The sequence below is a fragment of the Collinsella sp. Sow4_E3 genome (assembly GCF_052116285.1).
Taxonomy (GTDB): Bacteria; Actinomycetota; Coriobacteriia; order Coriobacteriales; family Coriobacteriaceae; genus Collinsella.
The window spans coordinates 72,743-94,816 of record NZ_JBQKLJ010000001.1; the positions used below are offsets into that span (position 1 = coordinate 72,743).

The following is a 22,074-nucleotide window of genomic DNA, read 5'->3' on the forward strand; positions in this document are numbered from 1 at the left end:
GCAGAAATGGTAGAAATGGATACCTCCGTAACCTTGACAGGTCCAAATTGCTTGTGCACGCAGCCTTGGATGCGGCTTTCAAGCTTGAAATCTACCATTTCTACCCCGTCCCCAAGGGGCAGGCGGGGCCGTTGGGGTTGGGAAAGGTGCCGTTTACCGCTTGACGTTTTGCGGCTGTGGCGGTGGAGTACACTCGGGGGTGTTGAATTTCCTGCCAGAGATGGGGATGCCCATGCAACATATCGATCGGATTATCCGCTCTAAGAACGTCTTTACCTCGCAAGATGGCATCGATACCGCCCGTGAGCTGGCGATTGCCATCGCAGGCGACCGTATCATCGCAGTCGGCAAGCCCGATGACGTGATCGCCGCCGCGCCTGCCGCCACGCCGGTTATCGACTACGGCGAGCAGTTTGTCTGCCCCGGTTTCCATGACGCTCATCTGCACTTCTTTCATACCTCGGTCGGTTCCTCGCCGTATATGCTCATGGATGGGGGCACGTCCGAGGTGGCGCTGGTGCAGCACGTGCTCGAGTTTTCCCAGGATCTGCCCGACGACGCTTGGGTTGTGACGCAGGGCTGGCGCGACTACCGTTGGGACCCGCCCGAGCATCCTACCAAGGCGTCGCTCGATGCGGTATTTCCCGATCGTCCTTGCGTTATGTACTCGGGCGACGGCCACACGCTGTGGCTCAACAGTCGCGCTCTCGAGGCGCTCGGCGTCACGCGCGATAGCGAGCCGCCAGCGGGCGGCAGCTACGACAAGGACGCAAACGGTGAGCTCACGGGCATTGCTCACGAGGCGGCTGCCATGCAGCTGTTGCCGCGCTGCCTTGAGTGGCTGGGCGAAGATCGCATCGCAAGCGCTTACGCCGATCAAATGAGGCGCATGGCCGAGCAGGGTATCACCTCGATCTGCGACATGTCGCTCATGCCCATGCCGGGCTGCGATTTTATCCGCGACGACGTCTACGACAAACTGCAGACAGCCGGCAAGCTGGGCATTCGTGCCCATCTGTTCCCCACGCTGCTGGATGACCAGTCGCGTCTAGAAGAGCTGCAGGCACGTTACGCGAACAACGCACTGCTTTCGGCGCCGGGCTTTAAGCAGTTCTTTGACGGCGTGTCGAGCGAACATACGGCATATCTCACCGAGCCCTATACCAATCCGCGCTTCCCGGGCGACCAAGGCCGTCTGACGGTTTCCGCCGAGCGCATGCGCAAGCTGGTTCTGGCGGCTGCGGAGCGCGGCCGCGCCGTGCGCATCCACGTTATCGGCGACGGTGCGATTCATGCCGCGCTGGATATCTTCGAGGAAGCCGCCGGTCTGTACGGCCTGCCCCAGCACGGCCACAACACGCTCGAGCACCTGGAGAACCTCCTGCCCGAGGACATCGACCGCCTGCGCAAGCTCAACGTGGTCGCCTCGAGCCAGCCCTGCCACATTACGCTCGACCCGGGTGGACCGGAGCGCGATTTGGGCTTGGAGCGCAGCCGCATCATGTGGCCGTTCGCAACCTATAAGCAGCGCGGCATTCGCCAAGCCTTCGGTACCGACAGCCCCATCACGCCCGTCACCAGCATGGACGTGCTCTACACGGCTATCACGCGCCAGGACCCCAAAAGCCACTGGCCCGAGGGCGGCTGGTTGCCGAGCGAGCGCATCGACGCGGCAACGGCTTTGTGCAACTACACCTTGGGCAGCGCCTATGCAGCAGGCGACGAGCAAAACCTCGGCAGCTTGGAGCCCGGCAAGTATGCTGACCTGGTAGTCTTGGACCAAAACCCGCTCACCGTTGACCCCCAAGAGCTGCAAGCCACCAAGGTTCAGGCCACCTACCTGGCAGGTAACGTGATCTACGAGCGCTGATGCTCATGCCGTGTCGTTAAACGCGGCCCGGGCGACTTATTTTGGGATGGCGCTCGAGCCACGTCTGCATATCGGTGGGGACTCGTTATGAGCGTCCCCGCTCTGCCGGATTTGTGCGTGGGGTGGAGGCGCTGCTGCCCCGCGCGTTCAAATTGGACATTTGCAATGCTGCCTCATGGTGTTTTGCATACTTCCCATTACAGATTGCATAAAAAGGTTGGGATGTTCTTTCTGGCCCTGGTGTACCCCCGCCTGGGCCGTGCAAAAAACGGAGTATTCAGCACTGCGAGCTCTGCCGGCGCCGTTGCGGTCGGGTAATGTCATGGGGATTGACGTCATTTTGGCGTCCGGGCAGGCACGAGGCATGCCTTTATGCCCTGATGGGGTCTGCCTGCCGACCCAAATCGCCGGTCGAAGGCGTCCTTGGGACCAATAAGATGTGTCTGGCGCGTATACAGCCATCCTGGTCTGCTGAATACTCCCAAAAATGCACGGTGCTCCCCAGGGGACCCGTGCGTGCAGCGAAAGCCATGCCCATGTTCCTATCCGCATCGCCATTTTGCTGCACTGACGTTTCTGAATGCCGCGCCCGAACTAGTTAACTTGGCTCCCGTGTGGCGCCGGAGGGGCGGGATATAAGGTTTATCGCGAGTTCCGCACGAGCCGAAGGCCACGTAATGTGGCCTTCGTGCGAGCAGGACTGCCCGAGCAGGAAACCTTATGCCCCGCCCCTCCGGCGCCACACGGGAGCTGCGCACAAGTTATCCCCCCGGCATTCAGAAAATCTAAGTGCCAAAAAATAAGATTTTTTGACTCTGTGTTGTATAACCCGCCATTCGTGGGTACCATTCAACGCGTACGCAAACAAATAGGGTTAATTCGCGTGGCATAACCACGCGGCCCAAAAAGGAGGAGACAAGCATGTCGTCTTTGAAGCCGCTTGCAGATCGTGTTCTGGTCAAGCCCGACGAGGCCGAGCAGAAGACCGCTTCTGGTCTGTATATCGCCAGCAACGCTCAGGAGAAGCCGCAGCGCGGCACCGTCATTGCCGTTGGCGCTGGCAAGGTCAACGACAAGGGTGAGCGCATCCCCATGGACGTCAAGGAAGGCGACGTTGTCATCTACGGCAAGTTCGGTGGCAACGAGGTCAAGGTCGACGGCGAGAAGTATCTGCTGATGCGCGCCGACGACATTTACGCCGTCGTCGAGGCCTAGTCTCATCAGGCTCTCTGATTCGTCTTTGAACGCGGTCGCCGCATAGGACTCGGAAGCGGCGACGTGAGTCACATTTCTTTTGGAGGATTACCTACCATGGCAAAGAACATTACGTTCAATACCGATGCCCGCGCTAAGCTCGCCAAGGGCGTCAACACTCTGGCCGATGCCGTTACCGTCACCATGGGCCCCAAGGGTCGCTATGTCGCCCTGCAGCGCACGTTCGGTGCCCCGACCATCACCAACGACGGCGTCTCCGTCGCCAAGGAGATCGAGCTCGAGGACAACATCGAGAACATGGGTGCCCAGCTGGTGAAGGAGGTCGCCACCAAGACCAACGACACCGTGGGTGACGGCACCACCACCGCAACCCTGCTCGCTCAGGCCATCGTTAACGACGGCCTGCGCAACGTCGCCGCTGGCGCCAACCCGCTGGCCATCCGTCGCGGCATCGACAAGGCCGTCAACGCCGCCGTCGCCGAGATGAAGAAGCAGGCCAAGCCGGTCGAGACCAAGGAGCAGATTGCTTCCGTCGGTACCATCTCCGCCGGTGACCCCGAGGTCGGCGAGAAGATCGCCGAGGCCATGGAAGTCGTGGGCAAGGACGGCGTCATCACCGTCGAGGATTCCCAGACGTTCGACATCACCATCGACACCGTCGAGGGCATGCAGTTCGATAAGGGCTACGTCTCCGCTTACTTCGTCACGGACAACGACCGTATGGAGGCCGTGATGAAGGATCCGTACATCCTCATCACCGACCAGAAGATCTCCAGCGTCCAGGACATCATGCCTGTTCTCGAGGCTGTCCAGCGCGCTGGCCGTGGCCTGCTCATCATCGCTGAGGACATCGACGGCGAGGCTCTGCCCACCCTCGTCCTCAACAAGATCCGCGGCGCCCTCAACGTCTGCGCCGTCAAGGCTCCGGGCTACGGCGATCGCCGCAAGCGCATTCTCGAGGACATCGCCGTTCTCACCGGTGGTCAGGCTGCTCTGGACGAGCTGGGCGTGAAGGTCGCTGACATCACCGCCGATATGCTCGGTACCGCTAAGTCCGTCACCATCTCCAAGGACAACACCGTCATCGTCGGCGGCGCTGGCTCTAAGGAGGCCATCGACGCCCGTATTGCTCAGATCAAGGGCGAGATGGAGAACACCACCTCTGACTTCGACCGCGAGAAGCTCCAGGAGCGCCTGGCCAAGCTCTCCGGTGGCGTTGCCGTCATCAAGGTCGGCGCTGCCACCGAGTCCGAGCTCAAGGAGATCAAGCACCGCGTCGAGGACGCCCTGCAGGCAACCCGCGCTGCTGTCGAGGAGGGCATTGTCGCTGGCGGCGGCGTCGCCTTCATGGACGCTGTGCCTGCGCTCGATGCCGTCGAGATCGACGACCCCGAGGAGAAGATCGGCGTCGACATCGTCAAGAAGGCTCTGACCGCTCCGGTCGCAACCATTGCCAAGAACGCTGGCTTTGAGGGCGCTGTCGTGGTCGACAAGGTCGCCGAGCTGCCCGCTGGCCAGGGTCTCAACTCTGCCAGCGGCGAGTGGGGCGACATGATCGAGATGGGCGTCCTCGACCCCGTCAAGGTCAGCCGCGTCACCCTGCAGAACGCTGCTTCTGTCGCCAGCCTGATCCTCATCACCGAGGCCACGGTTTCCGATGTGCCCAAGAACACTCAGCTTGAGGATGCTATCGCTGCTGCTACCGCTGGTCAGCAGGGCGGCGGTATGTACTAAGGCCGACAAGGTCTAGAACTCCCACCGGGAATCCCGGGGGCGTGACGGGGTTTCTCTCCGGAACGTCCTCGGACATGCAAAGAGGCTCCGCATCGCGCTTCGCGCTGCGGAGCCTCTTTGCGTCCTGCGGAATGTTCCGGAGAGAAACCCCGTCACGCCCCCGGATCCCCTGCGTTTACGGCCTTGAAGTCGGCGGGCGGAGAACGTGGCTGTTGGGGATACGTATCCCGGACGCTGTTTCGCGGCTTTGCCGCGAAAAGCGCGTTACTTTGGGGAGGGTGGGGAACGTGGTTGTTGCGGCAACTGATCCCCACCACAAATTACCTTTGGCATACTTGCGCGAAAGCCTGCCCGTGCTAGACTTGGAATTGCTGTTTCAGGGCGGGGTGTAATTCCCCACTGGCGGTAAATCGGACGGTGCCAGAGGGGTGCCGTGGCGCAGGCGAGATACCTGCGTCCGAGCCGATGAGTCCGCGACCCGTACGTGCGTTGGTTCGCATGCCGGCTGAACTGGTGAGATCCCAGTACCAACGGTTAGAGTCCGGATGAAAGAGGCAGGTGATCTTATGTCTGAACAGTCGCAGCATATCCATTTTGAGAACACGAATAGGTGGAGCACCAAACAGCTCGTTACCATGGCGCTGATGTGCGCCTTGGGCGCCCTGTTTATGTACGTGCAGCTGCCCATCCTTCCTTCGGCGCCGTTTTTGACCTACGACCCGTCGCTGGTGCCGGCGATGGTGTGCGGTTTTGCGTATGGTCCCGGCGCCGGTACTGCTGTTGCCGCTATGGCTATCGTTATTCACGCGCTCACCACGGGTGACTGGGTCGGTGCGCTTATGAACCTGGTTGCCACGCTGGGCTACATTCTGCCCGCGGCTATCGTCTACCAGAAGATGCATACCTATAAGGGTGCTGTGATTGGCCTGGTGTTCGGCGTCATTGCCGCTACGGCGCTGTCTATGGTCGCAAACCTTACCATTGGCGTATGGTTCTGGTATGGCTCGGTCGATGCGATCGCTCCGCTCATGGTTCCTGCCGTGCTGCCGTTCAACCTTATCAAGACCGTGCTCAACTCGGTGCTCACGCTTGCAGTGTACAAGGCGGTCTCCAACCTCATCACGCCTAAAAAGAACCAGGTCAAAGGCCGCGCATGATTGATTGTCGAGGCGTTTCCTTTAGCTATGACGGTGTCACGCCGGCGCTCGACGGTATCGATCTGAACATCGAGGATGGCGAGTTTTTCTGCATCCTCGGCGGCAATGGGTCGGGCAAGTCGACGTTTGCCAAGCATCTGAATGCGCTGCTGCAGCCCGATGCAGGAACGGTGCGTATCAACGGCATGGATGCATCCGATCCCGAGTTGGTCTACGACATTCGTTCGACCGCGGGCATGGTGTTCCAGAATCCCGATGATCAGCTGGTGGCAACGCTTGTCGAAGATGACGTTGCGTTTGGTCCCGAAAACCTTGGCGTGCCATCGGCGCAAATTGCGCAGCGCGTACGCGAGGCGCTGAAGGGTGTGGGCCTGGTGGGCTTTGAGCGCCACGAGACCCATGCACTTTCGGGCGGCCAAAAGCAGCGCGTGGCGCTTGCCGGCGTGCTCGCCATGGAACCGCGCGTGCTCATATTGGACGAGGCTTCCTCGATGCTCGATCCGCGTGGACGTAAGGGCCTCATGAAGGTTTGCCGCGCGTTGCACGATCGCGGCATGACCATCGTGATGATTACGCACGTTATGGAAGAGGCCGCCGAGGCCGATCGTGTCGCGGTGTTTCGGGCGGGGCGCGTTGCCATGCTCGGTGCGCCCGAGGAAATCTTGACGCGGGCGGACGAACTTGCCCAGCTCAACCTGGATATGCCGGCGTCGTGCTGTCTAGGTAGGGCACTCCGCGCGAAGGGCGTACCCGTTTGCGCGCAGGTGCGTGAGGCGGATATGGTCGCCGAGATTGCACGGGTTTATGCTGAGCGGAGCGGGGCGGACGTCGCTGGGCGGCCCTCCGCATCCGATTCTCGTGTACTTGACCATGCATCCTCAGCAGCCGACGGGATGGTCGCGTCGGAACCCGTCATCGAGATTTCGCATCTCTCGCATAGTTACACGCTGAGCGCCCGCGAGCGCCGCCGATGGCGCAAGCGCTCGACCACTGTGGGCGCATCGGGCAAACAGGCTCTTTGGGGCAACGATCCAAACAGCCCCTGGGCGCTACGTGATGTTTCGCTGACGGTGCGTCGCGGCGAGTTTCTGGGCCTGGCGGGTCATACCGGCTCGGGTAAATCAACGCTGGTTCAGCATCTCAACGGGCTGATTCGTCCACAGGAGGGGAGCGTTTGCGCACTGGGACTCGACCTATCAAGCAAGAAAGGCGCCGCCGCGGTTAAGGCCAAGGTCGGCGTGGTGTTTCAGTATCCCGAGCGCCAGCTATTTGCCGAGACCGTGGCGCAGGACGTGGCGTTTGGCCCGCGCAACCTTGGCCTGCCGCAAGACGAGGTTGTTCGCCGTGTCGCAACATCGCTTGCGCGCGTGGGCCTCGACCTTGCCGCGATAGGCGACAAGAGCCCCTTTGAGCTTTCGGGCGGCCAGCAGCGCCGCGTGGCGTTTGCCGGCGTGCTCGCCATGGAGCCCGAGGTCCTGGTGCTCGACGAGCCCATGGCGGGGCTCGATCCGGCTGCGCGCAGGGATTTCCTGGAGCTCATCGATCGGCTCCATCGTGAGGGCCTGACCGTTGTCATGGTTTCGCACAGCATGGATGACCTGGCAAATTGTTGTGACCGTATCGTTGTGATGAACGAGGGCGCGGTGTTTGCCGATGGAACGCCCGCACAGGTTTTTGCGCACGCGAACGAGCTCAAATCGATCGGTTTGGGCGTTCCCGCTGCGCAGCGCATGGCATTGTCGCTCGTGCAAGCCGGTGTGCCGCTCCGCTACGACAAGCTTTATACGGTTGAGGCGCTGGCCGACGAGTTGGCCGGCATGCTGCTAGGCTGCGCGGACGGACCTTTGAGGGCGTCGCGTCAGGCTGGTTCCAAGATGGCCACGCAAGAGGAGGGCTGCTAATGGAGGCATTCTCATTTGGCAGCTACTATCCGGGGGAAAGCGCAGCGCATCGTCTGGATCCGCGCACTAAGTTGCTCCTAGGTTTCGCATTTCTGATCACTGCGCTCACCGTCGGCAGCTTCCGCGGGCTGGTTCCGGTCGCAATTTTTGTCGTGCTGGTCTATGTCGCGGCCCGGGTTCCGTTGCGTCGGGTCCTATCGTCGATGGCACCACTGCTGGCGATTGTCGTGGTGGTCGCGGTGCTCAACCTGTTTTCCGATCAGAGTGGCCGCATCCTGTGGCAGTTTGGCTTTTTGCAGGTGAGCGAGGGCTCGCTGCGTTCTGCGACGTTTATGGCGTGTCGCCTGACGATGATGATGGCCGGCATGAGCGCCATTACGCTCACCACGCCGACACTCGACCTCACCGCGGGTTTTGAGCGCCTGCTCGCACCATTCGCGCGTGTGGGGCTTCCGGCGCACGAGCTCGGCATGATTATGGGTATCGCACTGCGGTTTATGCCACAATTTGCCACCGAGATGAAACAGACGGCCGATGCACAGGCAAGCCGTGGCGCGCGCGTGACGGGCGGTCCGCTCGGTGGCGTGCGCATGCTCGGCAGTGTGGCGATTCCGCTGTTTGCTGGCGTGTTCCGTCATGCCGAGACGCTTTCGGCCGCCATGGATGCGCGCTGCTATCACGGCGAGCGGGGACGCACGCGTCTGCATGCGCTTACGTTTGGCCGCGGGGATGCACTGGCCGCGGTGGCGATGGCGCTGCTGGTGGCATGCGTTGTCGTTATCAATCTTCAACTCGTCTAAGCTCGATTCGAGCGCAAGAAAGGGGTCTCTATGACCGACATCGATCGCACGGCTCAGCTCGAGCGCGTCTGCTCGTATCTCAGGCGCATTCCGGCGTGGTATCTTGCCACGACCGATGCAAGCGACGGGCATCAGCCCCGCGTGAGGCCGTTTTCGTTTGCCATGGTCGATAACGACAAGCTGTGGTTTTGCACGTCGCGCGACAAGGACGTGTGGGCGGAGTTGAGCAAGAATCCCAAGTTTGAGGTATCGGGCTGGAAGCCGGGGGAGTGCTGGATCGTGTTAACTGGCGAGGCCGCACTCGAGGACGATGCATTCGTGAGTGACAAGGTGCGCCAGACGGGCTTTAAGCATATGGTGGGCATTGGCGAGCAACACGATAGTGCCAACGATGGCCGCCTTGCGTTCTTCTCGGTCCGCAACATCGCCGCGCGGTTCTGCGATATCGACGGCAGCGAAGAGCTCCTCGAGCTTTAATTTCCCAAATTAGCTGCCCATTCCAAAAAGACTGGTCAGATGACAGGAGGAAACGTGGACGGATTGAATACGGTGCTGGAGTATCTGACGTCGGTGCCGGCGTGGTACCTAGCGACGAGCGTGGATGGGCAGCCGCATGTGCGTCCGTTCTCGTTTGCGCAGATTCAGGACGGCAAACTGTGGTTTGTAACGGCGCGCACCAAAGATGTGTGGCAAGAGCTGCTGCAAAACCAGCGCTTTGAGGCCACGAGTTGGTGGCCGGGCCATGGTTGGTTGATCCTGCGAGGACGTGCGGGTCTGGACGACCGGGCTTCGGATGAAATGCGCGAGGCCGGGTGGAAGCATCTTGAGCGCTTGAGCGAGCACTATGAGGGGCCTAACGATCCCACGCTTGTCTTCTTTAGCGTCGAGGACCCCGAGGCTTTTATCTGCAATCACGACGAATGGGTTCCGGTCGAGCTCTAGGCTGCTCTGGGCGACCCTTAAGTTTGGTATTCCGTATAAGGTGGGCTCTGCATTGGCCAGCAGCATGATGCGCTGCGGCTAATGCAGAGCTCGCTTATTTTTGTCAATTCTTTCAAGCGAATGTGTCGGGTATGTTTCAATGCATGAAGACACAAATTATTTGCGTAAATATGCATTCTCGGGTGCTAAAGTTTCAACCTACCTCATAACGACGGCTGCGGAATGCGCAATGACGCATAAGACCGCAGACAAGGAGTCCGATATGTCTTTAAAGGTTGGAATCGTCGGCGCGGCTGGATATGCCGGCGCCGAGCTTATTCGCCTCGTGCTCGGCCATCCCGAGTTTGAACTTGTTGCCATTACGTCCAACGCCGATGCCGGCCAGCTGCTGTCCGCGGTGTATCCGAGCTTTGCTGGCGTGAGCGATCTGGTTTTCACCACGCATGACGCCCCTGAACTCAAGAGCTGCGATGCGGTTTTTCTCGCCGTGCCGCACACGGCTGCCATGGCACAGGTGCCCGCTCTGCTTGCATCGGGTGTCTCTTGCTTTGATCTTTCGGCCGATTACCGTCTGAGCGACGCGTCTGTCTTTGAGACATGGTATGCCGCCGAGCACACGAGCCCCGAGTTGCTTAAAACACGTGCCTTCGGTCTGCCCGAGTTGTTCTGCCAGGACTTAGAGACCGCTGCTTCCAGCCATGCCGCTGGCAGACCCGTGCTGGTCGCCTGCGCCGGTTGCTATCCCACCGCAACGAGTCTTGCTGCCGCGCCTGCCGTGCGTGCGGGCTGGGTGGCCCAGAGCGGCCCCGTAGTCGTCGACGCCATCAGTGGCGTGACGGGTGCCGGTAAGTCGTGCAACACCCGCACCCATTTTTGCAGCGCGGACGAGAATCTGGAGGCCTATGGCGTAGGAAAACATCGCCATACGCCAGAAATCGAGCAAATTCTGGGCCTTACCGATCGCGTCGTCTTTACTCCGCACCTGGCACCGCTCAAGCGCGGCCTGCTCTCTACGGTGACGCTGCCGCTCGCAACGCAGGCTCTCGAAGCGCTGACTCTTGAGGATGCCGTCGACCATTACAAGAAGTTCTACGCCGGTCGTACCTTTGTGCGCGTGCTCGATGCCGGCCAGCAGCCCAAGACGGCTTCGGTTGTCGGTACCAATGCCGCCCAGATCGGCCTTGCGCTCAACAAGCGTGCGGGCGTGCTGGTGGCGACGGGCGCCATCGACAATTTGTGCAAGGGCGCTGCGGGCCAGGCGGTCCAGTGCGCCAACATCGTCTTTGGTTTTGACGAGCGACGAGGCTTGCCCACAGTGGCGTGCCCGGTGTAGCACATTCGATTATTAACGATTTGGTAGTCGGGTATCGAGTTTGGCGCCACTTTTAAGCTGGTCTCATGATTGTGGCTGGCATGGCGCACCAACCGATGCCCATTTTTTGTTTGACATAAGGAGTCGTAAAGACGATGAATGCTGAGCAGTTCGATATCAAGATTCACGCCGTCAAGGGCGGCGTAACGGCGGCAGCCGGCTTTAAGGCGGCGGGCATCCATGCCGGATTCCGCAAGAATCCCGAGCGCCTGGATTACGCGCTCGTTGTGCCCGATAAACCCTGTCCCGGGGCCGGCGTGTTTACGACCAACCGCTTTTGTGCGGCGCCCGTGCAGGTGAGCCGTGCCAACCTGGGCGGTACGGACAAGGGCTATGGCATCATCGCCGGTGTTTCAATCAACTCCGGCAACGCGAACGCCGCCACGGGCGAGACCGGCCTTGCCTGTGCGCGCGAGACGTGCAATATCGCCTCGCAGGTCATTGGCTGTGAACCCCAACAGATTTTAGTTGCCTCCACGGGCGTGATCGGACAGATTCTGCCGATCGGCACGTTTGAGACGGCAATTCCGTCCGCCTACGAGGCACTCTCTGCCCATGGCGGCGCCGATGCAGCCCGTGCCATCATGACGACCGATACGCATTCCAAGGAGTATGCCATTCGCTACCGCAGTGAGGCTGTGGGCCATGTGGGCAACGCTTATACGGTGGGCGGCATGTGCAAGGGATCGGGCATGATCATGCCCAATATGGCCACCATGATCGCGGTCATTACTACCGATGCCCCCGTCGAGTCGGCGGCGCTCCACACCCTACTGCTCTCGACCGTTAAACAGACCTTTAATAAAGTGACGGTCGATTCCGATACCTCGACCAACGACACCTGTATCATGCTGGCTTCTGGCGCTGCCGCCGCGGATGCCGAGGCCATCGTCGAGGGCACTGACGCCTTTGACGAGCTGGCCTTTGCCGTGCACGAGGTGTGCGAGAGCCTGGCGCGTAACATCGCGGCCGATGGCGAGGGCGCGTCAAAGCTCGTGACGGTTAACGTCACCGGCGCCGCCAACGACGAGGAAGCCGATATCGCCGCCCGCGCCGTCGCCAACTCGCCGCTCGTCAAGACCTGCATCGCTGGCCACGACTGCAATTGGGGTCGCGTTGCCATGGCGCTCGGCAAGTGCGGCGTAAAGTTTAATCAGGAAGACGTTTCCATCGACATGATGGGCATGCCCGTCTGCCGCGATGGCCTGACTGTTCCTTTTGACGAGGACGAGGCCCTGCGACGTTTTGAGGCGCCCGAGATCGTGATTTCGGCCGACCTGGGCGCAGGCGACGCGGCAACGACCGTGTGGACCTGTGACCTCACGCACGAGTACATCTCAATCAATGGTGACTACCGCTCCTAGACTCCAGGCACGCTGCGCATCTCGCCGCGATTGCGGGCAGCGAAGCACAGCGCGATAACGATACGAAAGACGAGGCAGATTATGAAATTCGCACGCGATTGTCGTTCGAGCGAATCCAACGAAGCAACTGCGCAGCTGCTGTTCGAAGCGCTGCCGTGGATTAAAAACCTGACCGGCAAGACGGTCGTTATCAAGTATGGCGGGGCCGCCATGGTAGACGAGCAACTGCGTCGCGACGTGATGAGCGACATCGTTTTGCTCAAGATTATCGGCATGCGCCCCGTCATCGTGCATGGCGGCGGTAAAGCCATCAACGAGGCGCTGAGCCATTACGATATGCCCGTCGAGTTTAAGAACGGCCAGCGCGTGACCACGCCGGCGACCATGGATATCGTGCGCGAGGTGCTGGGCGGCAAGGTTAACCAAGAGCTGGTGGCGGCAATCAACCACCACGGTAACTTGGCCGTGGGCGTATCGGGCAGCGACGCCGGCACGCTCATCGCCGAGCCGCTCGACCCCGAGCTCGGACGCGTGGGCAAAGTGACGCACGTCAACACCGACTACATCGAGCACTTGCTCGATAGCGAGTATATTCCCGTCATCGCTACCGTCGCGGCGGGGGAGGACGGTGGCTTCTTCAATATCAACGCCGACACCGCCGCCGGTGCCGTTGCGGCGGCGCTCCACGCGCACAAGGCGATCTTTTTGACCGACGTCGACGGCCTGTACAAGGACTTTAGCGATAAAGACTCGCTCATCTCCAACCTAACGCTCGACGAGGTTAATGAGATGCTCTACGGTGGCGAGGTCGATAAGGGCATGATTCCCAAACTGCGCGCGGCCGTCGATGCGCTTGTCGGCGGCGTATTTCGCGCTCACATCATTAACGGTACCACGCCGCATTCGCTGCTCCTGGAGCTGCTGACCGATGCCGGCGTCGGCACCGTGATCCACTCTACCGAGACGGCCTACGAATTTGATACGCACCCGCACCCGCTTTCGACCTTTGCGGCGCGCCTGACCGAGAACCTCGACGAGGTCGAGAAGCTCCAGATGGTCTAGCTGGTTAGAAATCGTCACACCGTTACACCCACAGTCCGCGCCACCTGGCGCTTAACGAAAGGCATCTCATGTCACTTGCAGCTCAACAATCGCTCGAATCCCACTACGTTATGCAAACCTTTGGCCGCTCGCCGGTCGAGTTTGTCGAGGGCCACGGCATGAAGCTCACCGGCGACGACGGTCGCGAATATCTCGATTTTCTTGCAGGTATTGGCGTATGCAGCCTAGGCCACGGCAATCCGGCGGTGCTCTCGGCGCTCGAGGCCCAGGCCAAAAAGCTCCTGCATGTCTCCAATTACTTCTACATTGAGCAGCGCGGCCAGGTCGCGGCGTTGCTGTCCAAGCTCGCTAACGACGATGTGGACGGTGCGCGCGTGCTTGCCGACGCGATTGCCGCTGGCGACGAGACCACGGCGGCGGCGCTTGGCGCTCCGACTGCGGGCGAGCAGGTGTGGGAGACGTTCTTTGCCAATTCCGGCGCCGAGGCCAACGAGGGCTCTATGAAGCTCGCGCGTCTGTACGCCAAACGTGCCGGCAACGGTGGCAACACCATCGTGTGTATGCGCGGCGGATTTCATGGTCGTACGCTCGAGACCATTGCGGCGACCATGCAGGATTGGCTGCAGGACAGTTTCCGCCCGCTGCCGGGTGGCTTTGTGGCATGCACGCCCAACGATGTAGATGAACTGCACGCAATCTTTAAGCAGCTGGGAAGCGAGATTTGCGCTGTGATGCTCGAGCCGATCCAGGGCGAAAGCGGCGTGCATCCCATGACCGAGGAGTTTATGGCTGCGGCGCGAGACTTGGCACACGAGGTGGGTGCCGTGCTTATCGCCGACGAGGTCCAGTGTGGTATTTTCCGCTCCGGCAAGCCGTTTGCGTTCCAGACTTATGGTGTGGAGCCCGATATCATGAGTCTTGCCAAGGGCATCGCCGACGGCGTGCCCATGGGTGCCGTGGTGGCAAAGAAAGAAATCGCTGACATCTTTAAGTCCGGCGACCATGGTTCGACCTTCGGCGGCAGCTGCTTGGCCATCGCGGCGTGTGCCGCGACGCTCTCCGCGCTTGTGCGCGGTGACTACGCAGACCATGCCGCCAAGGTGGGTGCCTATATGGAGCAGGCGCTGGCTAAGCTTCCGCATGTGGTAGAGGTTCGTGGCCGTGGCTTGATGCTCGGCTGCGATCTGGACGATACTGCGGGTGATGCTCACGACGTTGTGGCCCATGCATTGGGGGCTGGTGCCGTGATCAACGCTACGGGTGCCCATACGCTGCGTTTCTTGCCGCCTCTCGTCTGCGAGGAAGCTGACGTAGACAGTCTGATCGAGATTCTGTCGGGTGTCTTGGGCTAACGCGGCGCAATAACTCAATTTGGACCGGATTCCGGACTGCGGACGTGCCCTATGCGGCATGATTCAGCGGTCTGGAGCCCGTTTTGCCTTAGATTTGCTAAGGCAGGGAGACCTGCTGGTCAAAAAACATCAAATATGAGTACTGTTACCGATTTGGTAGCAGCAATTTTGGACTAATAAGGCCAGATGGCAAGTCGAAATGGCGATGAATACACGATTTTGATCTGACTGTTAGTCCTTATAATGGACATATGTTGCGTAACCTAAGCAAACACTATCTGTTTATATGTTGCAAGCAAAGTAGCAGTACTCATTTTTGCCATTTTTGACCACGGACCTTGAAATAAGGGGTCCTTAGGGTTCGAATCCCATGCGCCGGGCACAAAAAAGAAAGGCCTCCAACACCGGAGGCCTAACAATTCAATGGTGGGCGATGAGGGATGTCCGCGTGCGGCTGGCGCCGCCCGCATCCGCTTCGTCGCTCCGCTCCTCGCGTGCTGCGCTGGAAAACGCTTCGCGTTTCCTCAGCTTCGCACCCTGTCGGGTTCGAATCCCTCTGCGATGGGTCCAAAAAAGAAAGGCCCCCATTGCTGGGAGCCTATCAAATCAGTGGTGGGCGATGAGGGATTCGAACCCCCAGCCTTGTGCGTGTAAAGCACCTGCGCTAACCGTTGCGCCAATCGCCCGTGCGGAGAGAGTATAGCAAAACAATCGCCCCATTCACCTCATATCCATTAAAGGTAACCGGCGCGTGTCACAGCGGAGCTGATTCAGTTGAGATTGCCTGAACATTCCGCCCCTCTTTACGCCCTCGGGTATACTTAAAAGCTACTGATTCGATTTGATGCCCAGCAACAGCAGAGGGGATAGTATATGTGCGGTTTTGTCGGTTTTGTCGGTGGGACGGATAACCAATCCGAGGTGCTCACCAAGATGATGGACCGCATCGTCCATCGCGGTCCCGACATGGGCGGTCAGTTTATCGACGGCCGCGTTGCCCTCGGCTTCCGCCGCTTGTCGATCCTTGACCTGACCGAGGCTGGCGCCCAACCCATGGCCAACGAGGACGGTAGCGTCGTCATTGTCTTCAACGGCGAGATCTACAACTTCCAAGAACTCCGTTCCGAGCTCGAGGCCAAGGGCTACAAGTTCCACTGCGGCGCCGACACCGAGAGCCTCCTGCACGGCTACGAGGAGTGGGGCGAGGCCGTCCTCGATCGCCTGCGCGGTATGTACGCCTTCGTCATCTGGGACAAAAAGAAGAACAAGCTTTTTGGCGCCCGCGACATCTTTGGCATCAAGCCGCTTTACTACTATCCCATGGCCGATGCGGGCGACGGCGCTCCGGGCGTGCTCTTTGGTTCCGAGATCAAGAGCTTCCTGGACTACCCGCACTTCCACAAGGCGGTCAACAAAAAGGCTCTGCGTCCGTACATGACGCTGCAGTATTCGGCAACCGAGGAGACCTTCTTCGAGGGTGTCTACAAGCTGCCGCCGGCGCACTACTTTACCGTCGATATCCCGACCGGCAAGATGAACATCGAGCGCTACTGGGATTGCGATTACTCTGCCGTCGAGAAGCCGTTCGAAGAGTATGTCGATGAGCTGGACGAGGTCGTGCACGAGAGTGTCGAGGCCCATCGCATCGCCGACGTCAAGGTCGCGTCGTTCCTCTCCGGCGGCGTCGACTCCAGCTATATTGCTGCTTGCCTCATGCCCGACAAGACCTTCTCGGTGGGCTTTGACTACAAGAACTTCAACGAGACCAACTACGCCAAGGAGCTTTCCGATAAGCTCGGCGTCGAGAACGTCCGCAAGATGATTACCGCCGACGAGTTCTTCGGTGCGCTCGAGGATATCCAGTATCACATGGACGAGCCGCAGTCCAACCTGTCTTCTGTGCCGCTGTGGTTCTTGGCCGAGATGGCCCGCAAGGACGTCACCGTAGTGCTTTCGGGCGAAGGCGCCGACGAACTCTTTGGCGGCTACGCCTACTACGAGGACACGGTCCCGGTCCGCAAGTACAAAAAGATGGTGCCGCTGCCCATCCGTCGCGCGCTCGGTAACCTGGCGCTGCATATGCCGTACTTCAAGGGACATAACTTCCTGGTCAAGGGTGCCGAGATCCCTGAGAAGTCGTTCCTGGGACAGGCTCTGGTATGGCCGGAGCGCGAGGTCGACGGCGTGCTCAAGCCCGAGTACAACACCGGCGATGGCGCCTTCGAGCTTGCCGCTCCCATCTATGCGCGCGTGAAGGGTCAGCCCGAGCTGGTCAAGAAGCAGTACCTGGACATGAACATGTGGCTCCCGGGCGACATTCTGCTCAAGGCCGACAAGATGTGCATGGCACACTCACTGGAGCTGCGCGTGCCCTTCCTGGACCGCAAAGTCATGGAGTTCGCCGAGCACATTCCCGACCGCTACCGCATCAACGAGAACGGCAACAAACAGGTACTCCGCCACGCTGCCAACAAGTCGCTGCCCGATGAGTGGGCCACCCGTCCCAAGGTGGGCTTCCCGGTGCCGATTGTCTACTGGCTGCGCGAGCAAAAGTGGTACGACTATGTCAAGGAGTACTTCACCGCGCCGTGGGCAAGCGAGTTCTTCAATACCGACGAGCTCATGCACCTGCTCGATCTGCACTTTGCGGGCAAGGGCGATTTCCAGCGCAAGATCTATACGCCGCTCGTGTTCCTAGTGTGGTACAAGCGCTTCTTTATCGACGAGGGCCAGCCTTCTGTTCAGGCTGCCTAGCCTCGGCTTACGAACGCCTGCGCGTAACGGCTCCTCCGGGAGCCGTTTTTGCATGGGTGCGTTTCAGTTACTATAAAAACCGTCCCTGCCAAATGGCTGAGAAAGGTGAAAGATGCACCATTCGGATTCCGCGACCGTGACCACGGTCGATACGCTTGCCAAGCTTCTCGACGTGTGCGGCGAGCTGCGCGCATCAGAGCAGGTTGACGAGCGTGCCGTGACCGGCTGCTCGTTTGATTCGCGCGTGGTCTCGGCAGGTGACGTATTCTTTTGCAAAGGTGCTGCCTTTAAGCCCGCGTTTTTGAGCATGGCGCTCGATGCGGGCGCCGTCGCATTTGTGTGCGAGGAGTCGCTGGTCGAGTCTCTGGAGCCGCTGGCGCAGGAGAGCGGTGCTGCGATGCTGGTTGTTGATAGTGTTCGCACGGCCATGGCCCTGTTGCCGCCGGAGGTCTACGACCGTCCTGACCACGACGTCAAGATCGTGGGCATCACCGGCACCAAGGGAAAGACCACGGCCGCTTTTATGCTCCAGTCCATCATCAAGGCGGCGGGCGAGTCCTGCGGCATGATCGGCTCGGTGAGTACCGACGATGGTATCGAGTGCTACGAGAGCACCAACACCACGCCCGAGGCCCCCGAGGTTTGGCGCCATATCGCCAACTGCCGCACGTCCGGTCGCCAGTCCATGGTCATGGAGGTCTCGAGCCAGGCGCTCAAGTACCAACGTGTCGAGAATCTGCCGTTTGACGTGGCGTGCTTCCTCAACATCGGCCGCGACCACATCTCGCTGATTGAACACCCCACGTTTGAGGATTATTTTGAGAGCAAACTCAGGATCTTTGACCAGGCAAAGACCGCCGTGGTGAATCTGGGCACCGAAGAGGTCGACCGTGTGCTGGAGGCAGCGTCGACGGCCGAGCGCTTGGTGACCGTTGGTGTCGAGCATCCCGAGGCAAGCCTGTGGGCGAGCGACGTGCGCATGGTCGGCTTTAGCATCGAGTTCAACTTGCATGGCCTGTGTGCCGACGAGTCCGAGGCGGGGGAGAAGATCCTGCTGGGTATCGCGGGAGACTTTAACGTGGAGAACGCGCTGGTCGCTATCGCCGCCGCGCGCGAGATCGGCATCGGTATCGAGGCCATCAAGAAGGGCCTCTCCAAACTGCGTGTGCCGGGCCGTATGGAGGTCGTGGAGTCGAAGGACGGCCGCGTGATCTGTGTCGTTGACTATGCGCATAACCAGCTTTCGTTCCGTTCGCTTTTCTCGTCGGTCAAGCGCGCGTTTCCCGCTAGTCCAGTCATTGCGGTGTTTGGCGCTGCCGGCGGCAAGGCGCAGGAGCGCCGCGAGCAGCTTCCGCGCGAGGCCGCACCATATTCCGACCTGATGATCTTTGCCAACGAGGACCCGGCTCACGAGGACCCGATGAAGGTCTGTCGCGAGCTTGCCGAACATGTTCCCGACGATACGCCGAACAAGATCATCCTCGATCGCGAAGCCGCTGTGCATGCGGCGTTCAAGGCGGCGCGCGAGGAGTACGTCAACCCCGATGCTCCCACCATTGTCTTGCTGCTGGCAAAGGGTGACGAGGAGCTCATGCACGTGGGCGACGAGTTCGTGCCCATCGAGAGCGACCTTTCGTTGGCCAATCGCCTGATCGATGTTACCCAGTTTGACTAATGAACCATGATGGCGGCGGCGCCCTGAGTGCGCTGTCGCCATAAGCGTGTTCCCTCAATCAAAACATGCCGTCCAAGTCCAAACCCTTCTACGTAAACGGAGTGACCATGTCCCACAACACCCTGCCGACCGTTGCCGAGCTTTCGGGCGAGATGCGCGAGCGCCTTGCCAAGGTCAAGTACGTCTTTACCGATCTGGACGCCACGATGCTCGCGCCCGGCTCGTGCGTGCTGCGCGACAACGACGGCAATCCCTCGACCAAGCTCGTCGAGGCCGTCGTGGCGCTTGCCCGCGCTGGCATCCAGGTAATTCCCACCTCGGGTCGCAACCGCACCATGATCCACGAAGATGCCCGCGTGCTCGGCCTCAACTCCTACATTGGCGAGATGGGTGGCCTGGTCATGTACGACCTCAAGGCCAACGACTGGGAGTATCTGACCGGCGACATGCCTTACGACCCCGCCTGCGGCCTTACGCCGCACCAGGTGATTGAGCAGACCGGCGTGTGCGAGAAGATTCTCGCTCGCTGGCCGCACAAGATCGAGTACCACAACGACATGTCGACTGGCTATAAGTACCGCGAGGTCACCGTCGGCATGCGCGGCGATATTCCCGATGACGAGGCGCAGGCCATCCTCGACGAGGCCGGCTGCGGTCTGGTCTGGGCCTGCAACGGCCACTTGACTCATCTGTCCAAGCCGACGACCCTCGAGCTCGATCGCGTCGAGGACGGTCGTGCCTTTAACATCAATCCGTCGGGTCTCGACAAGGGCGTGGCGGTCGCGCGTTTCTGCGAGCATCTGGGCATCGAGCGCGACGAGACGCTGGCACTCGGCGATTCCGAGTCTGATTTCTACATGGCCGACCACGTGGGCACGTTCTGCCTGGTCGAGAACGGTCTGACCAGCGCCGGCGCGTCCGAGTTTCTTGCGTCCTGCGATAACGCCTTTGTCACGCGTGGCAGGATCGTTGACGGCTGGGCGGCGACGGCGGAGCTGCTCGTCGCGGCCCGTTCATAGCGCAGTGCCGTTACGCTTGGCCATATCTTTTCGAGAGAGAATCTGGTGAGGTAATGTCCGATATCGAGAATCTGGCCGGTGATACGCGCCCCATCGGCGTGTTCGACTCGGGCCTGGGCGGCTTGACGGTTGCGCGCGCGATTGCGACGGCGCTTCCGCACGAGTCCGTCTACTACTTTGGCGATACCAAGCGCTGCCCTTACGGCACCCGCACCGAGGACGAGGTGCGCTCGTTTGCGCTACAGGCAGGGCGCTGGCTTTCGAGACACGACGTCAAGATCATGGTCATCGCCTGCAATACGGCGACGGCAGCGGCGCTTCGCCTGGCTCAGCAGGTGCTCGATGTCCCCGTGATTGGCGTAATCGCGCCGGGCGCGCGTGCCGCCATCAACAGCACCCGCACGCGCCGTGTGGGCGTGCTCGCCACCAACCTCACCATCCGCTCGGGCGCCTACACGCGCGCCATCCAGGACTTGGATGCCGGCGTGGACGTGTATGGCTGCCCTGCCTCGAGCTTTGTCGAGGTTGTCGAGCACGAGCTCGCCTCGGGCGCGCATCTGCAGGAGCAATGGCTCGAGAACGAGGATATTTTTGATACGCCAGCCGTTCGCGCGCTGGTCAACGCCACAGTCGAGCCACTGCACGATCGTGGCATCGATACCGTGGTGCTCGGCTGTACGCACTTTCCGTTGCTGGTGGGCCCCATCCGTCATGCGTTGGGGCCCGGGGTGCGCGTGGTGAGCTCCGCCGAGGAGACCACCCGCGAGCTGACCGATATCCTCACGCGCCGTGAGCAGCTGGCGGGCAACACCGCCGAGCCGCAGCATCGCTTTGCCACCACGTCCGACAACATTGCCGAGTTTGCGGTGGCGGGCAGCTTTATCTTTGGCCAGCCGCTCAAAAGCATCGAGCATGTCGATATCGACGAACTCGGTTAGGCACGCAATGTCGCCGGAGTCTTCGCCACATCTTTTGCCGAAAGGATAGTTCCATGGAATATATGCAGGTCAACCGCGCCAACGGCCGCGCCGCAAATGAGCTGCGTCCCGTTAAGCTCACCCGCGGCGTCATGAAGCACGCCCACGGCTCGTGCCTGGCAGAGTTTGGCGACACGCGCGTGCTGTGCGCCGCCACCATCGAGGAGGGCGTTCCGGGCTGGCGCAAGGGCGCTAAGGCCGGTTGGGTAACGGCGGAATATGCGATGCTGCCGGCGTCGACCGGCAAGCGCTGCAAGCGCGAACATGCCAACCGCAAGGGCCGTTCCATGGAGATCGAGCGCTTGATCGGCCGCAGCCTGCGCACCGTCGTCAATATGAAGGCGCTCGGCGAGTACACCGTTACCGTTGACTGCGATGTGATCCAGGCCGATGGCGGCACGCGTACGGCGAGCATCACCGGCGCCTGGGTGGCGCTGCACGACGCCCTTGCCATGTGGGTCGAGGCGGGCAAGCTCGAGCGCATTCCGCTTACCGGTCAGGTTGCCGCTATTTCCATGGGCGTCGTCGACGGCAACACCCTGCTCGACTTGGATTATTCCGAGGACAGCCACGCCGAGGTCGACATGAACCTCGTCGCCACCGACTCCGGCGAGATGATCGAGCTCCAGGGTACCGGCGAGCAGGCGCCCTTTGACCGCAAGCGTCTCAACGCCCTGCTCGATCTGGGCGACAAGGGCATCGCCGAGCTCATCGAGCTTCAGCGTCAAGCCCTCGCCTAACCTGCCAAAAGGGGATGTTGATTTTGGCAGGTTTAATCTGCGAAAACGCCGAAGTATAAGACTGCCGTTGATTGAGAGGGGAGAGGCCGAGGCCCTCGTCGTCCTCTACACGGCATTGCTATAAGAGACAAGGAGGCCAT

At 60.6% G+C, this 22,074-nt stretch carries 17 protein-coding genes, 1 tRNA gene and 1 riboswitch; of the genes, 17 read left to right on the forward strand and 1 reads right to left on the reverse strand.

Annotation, left to right across the window (positions count from 1 at the left end; genetic code table 11):
• Positions 1 to 226: 226 nt before the first annotated feature.
• From ACTQ48_RS00280 to ACTQ48_RS00335, 12 genes are all read left to right on the forward strand, one after another.
• The gene (locus ACTQ48_RS00280) at positions 227 to 1,870 is read left to right on the forward strand and encodes an amidohydrolase (protein ID WP_441569850.1); all 1,644 of its coding nucleotides are present in this window, start codon (positions 227 to 229) and stop codon (positions 1,868 to 1,870) included.
• A gap of 921 nt (positions 1,871 to 2,791) precedes the next feature.
• The gene (gene groES / locus ACTQ48_RS00285; protein ID WP_154514813.1) at positions 2,792 to 3,085 is read left to right on the forward strand and encodes a co-chaperone GroES; all 294 of its coding nucleotides are present in this window, start codon (positions 2,792 to 2,794) and stop codon (positions 3,083 to 3,085) included.
• A gap of 96 nt (positions 3,086 to 3,181) precedes the next feature.
• Positions 3,182 to 4,819: a chaperonin GroEL gene (gene groL / locus ACTQ48_RS00290; RefSeq protein ID WP_154514811.1), complete on the forward strand. Its 1,638-nt coding sequence runs from the start codon at positions 3,182 to 3,184 to the stop codon at positions 4,817 to 4,819.
• Between the two features lie 368 nt (positions 4,820 to 5,187).
• Positions 5,188 to 5,380, forward strand: a riboswitch (FMN riboswitch).
• A 5-nt stretch (positions 5,381 to 5,385) separates the two neighbouring features.
• Positions 5,386 to 5,976, forward strand: coding sequence for an ECF transporter S component (locus tag ACTQ48_RS00295; RefSeq protein WP_229770605.1), 591 nt, complete (start codon positions 5,386 to 5,388; stop codon positions 5,974 to 5,976).
• Positions 5,973 to 7,877, forward strand: a complete 1,905-nt coding sequence (locus tag ACTQ48_RS00300; protein ID WP_441569851.1) for an energy-coupling factor transporter ATPase — start codon at positions 5,973 to 5,975, stop codon at positions 7,875 to 7,877. The genes ACTQ48_RS00295 and ACTQ48_RS00300 overlap by 4 nt, the downstream gene beginning before the upstream one ends.
• Positions 7,877 to 8,677: an energy-coupling factor transporter transmembrane component T family protein gene (locus tag ACTQ48_RS00305; RefSeq protein WP_441569852.1), complete on the forward strand. Its 801-nt coding sequence runs from the start codon at positions 7,877 to 7,879 to the stop codon at positions 8,675 to 8,677. The genes ACTQ48_RS00300 and ACTQ48_RS00305 overlap by 1 nt, the downstream gene beginning before the upstream one ends.
• Positions 8,678 to 8,707: 30 nt before the next feature.
• Positions 8,708 to 9,154 (forward strand): pyridoxamine 5'-phosphate oxidase family protein, encoded by a 447-nt coding sequence (locus tag ACTQ48_RS00310; protein ID WP_441569853.1) that lies wholly within the window; start codon positions 8,708 to 8,710, stop codon positions 9,152 to 9,154.
• A gap of 54 nt (positions 9,155 to 9,208) precedes the next feature.
• Positions 9,209 to 9,619, forward strand: a complete 411-nt coding sequence (locus ACTQ48_RS00315; RefSeq protein ID WP_427718303.1) for a pyridoxamine 5'-phosphate oxidase family protein — start codon at positions 9,209 to 9,211, stop codon at positions 9,617 to 9,619.
• A 262-nt stretch (positions 9,620 to 9,881) separates the two neighbouring features.
• The gene (gene argC / locus ACTQ48_RS00320) at positions 9,882 to 10,952 is read left to right on the forward strand and encodes an N-acetyl-gamma-glutamyl-phosphate reductase (protein ID WP_427727000.1); all 1,071 of its coding nucleotides are present in this window, start codon (positions 9,882 to 9,884) and stop codon (positions 10,950 to 10,952) included.
• A gap of 134 nt (positions 10,953 to 11,086) precedes the next feature.
• Positions 11,087 to 12,355 (forward strand): bifunctional glutamate N-acetyltransferase/amino-acid acetyltransferase ArgJ, encoded by a 1,269-nt coding sequence (gene argJ / locus ACTQ48_RS00325; RefSeq protein WP_441569854.1) that lies wholly within the window; start codon positions 11,087 to 11,089, stop codon positions 12,353 to 12,355.
• Positions 12,356 to 12,436: 81 nt separating this feature from the next.
• Positions 12,437 to 13,417, forward strand: coding sequence for an acetylglutamate kinase (argB, locus tag ACTQ48_RS00330; RefSeq protein WP_441569855.1), 981 nt, complete (start codon positions 12,437 to 12,439; stop codon positions 13,415 to 13,417).
• Between the two features lie 68 nt (positions 13,418 to 13,485).
• The gene (locus ACTQ48_RS00335; RefSeq protein WP_441569856.1) at positions 13,486 to 14,769 is read left to right on the forward strand and encodes an aminotransferase class III-fold pyridoxal phosphate-dependent enzyme; all 1,284 of its coding nucleotides are present in this window, start codon (positions 13,486 to 13,488) and stop codon (positions 14,767 to 14,769) included.
• Between the two features lie 610 nt (positions 14,770 to 15,379).
• Here ACTQ48_RS00335 and ACTQ48_RS00340 read toward each other — a convergent pair.
• A tRNA-Val gene (locus ACTQ48_RS00340) sits at positions 15,380 to 15,455 on the reverse strand.
• 187 nt (positions 15,456 to 15,642) lie between these two features.
• Here ACTQ48_RS00340 and asnB point away from each other — a divergent pair.
• The 5 genes from asnB to rph all read left to right on the forward strand — a co-directional run bounded on the left by asnB (position 15,643) and on the right by rph (position 21,934).
• Positions 15,643 to 17,523 (forward strand): asparagine synthase (glutamine-hydrolyzing), encoded by a 1,881-nt coding sequence (asnB, locus tag ACTQ48_RS00345; RefSeq protein WP_161115110.1) that lies wholly within the window; start codon positions 15,643 to 15,645, stop codon positions 17,521 to 17,523.
• A 112-nt stretch (positions 17,524 to 17,635) separates the two neighbouring features.
• A complete protein-coding gene (locus tag ACTQ48_RS00350) occupies positions 17,636 to 19,198 on the forward strand; it encodes a Mur ligase family protein (protein WP_427727009.1) in 1,563 nt (520 codons plus the stop codon).
• Between the two features lie 107 nt (positions 19,199 to 19,305).
• The gene (locus ACTQ48_RS00355) at positions 19,306 to 20,217 is read left to right on the forward strand and encodes an HAD family hydrolase (RefSeq protein WP_427793596.1); all 912 of its coding nucleotides are present in this window, start codon (positions 19,306 to 19,308) and stop codon (positions 20,215 to 20,217) included.
• 53 nt (positions 20,218 to 20,270) lie between these two features.
• Complete coding sequence (murI, locus tag ACTQ48_RS00360) at positions 20,271 to 21,155, forward strand: glutamate racemase (protein WP_117769301.1); 885 nt, start codon at positions 20,271 to 20,273, stop codon at positions 21,153 to 21,155.
• Positions 21,156 to 21,208: 53 nt separating this feature from the next.
• Positions 21,209 to 21,934 (forward strand): ribonuclease PH, encoded by a 726-nt coding sequence (rph, locus tag ACTQ48_RS00365; RefSeq protein ID WP_117799672.1) that lies wholly within the window; start codon positions 21,209 to 21,211, stop codon positions 21,932 to 21,934.
• Positions 21,935 to 22,074: the final 140 nt, after the last annotated feature.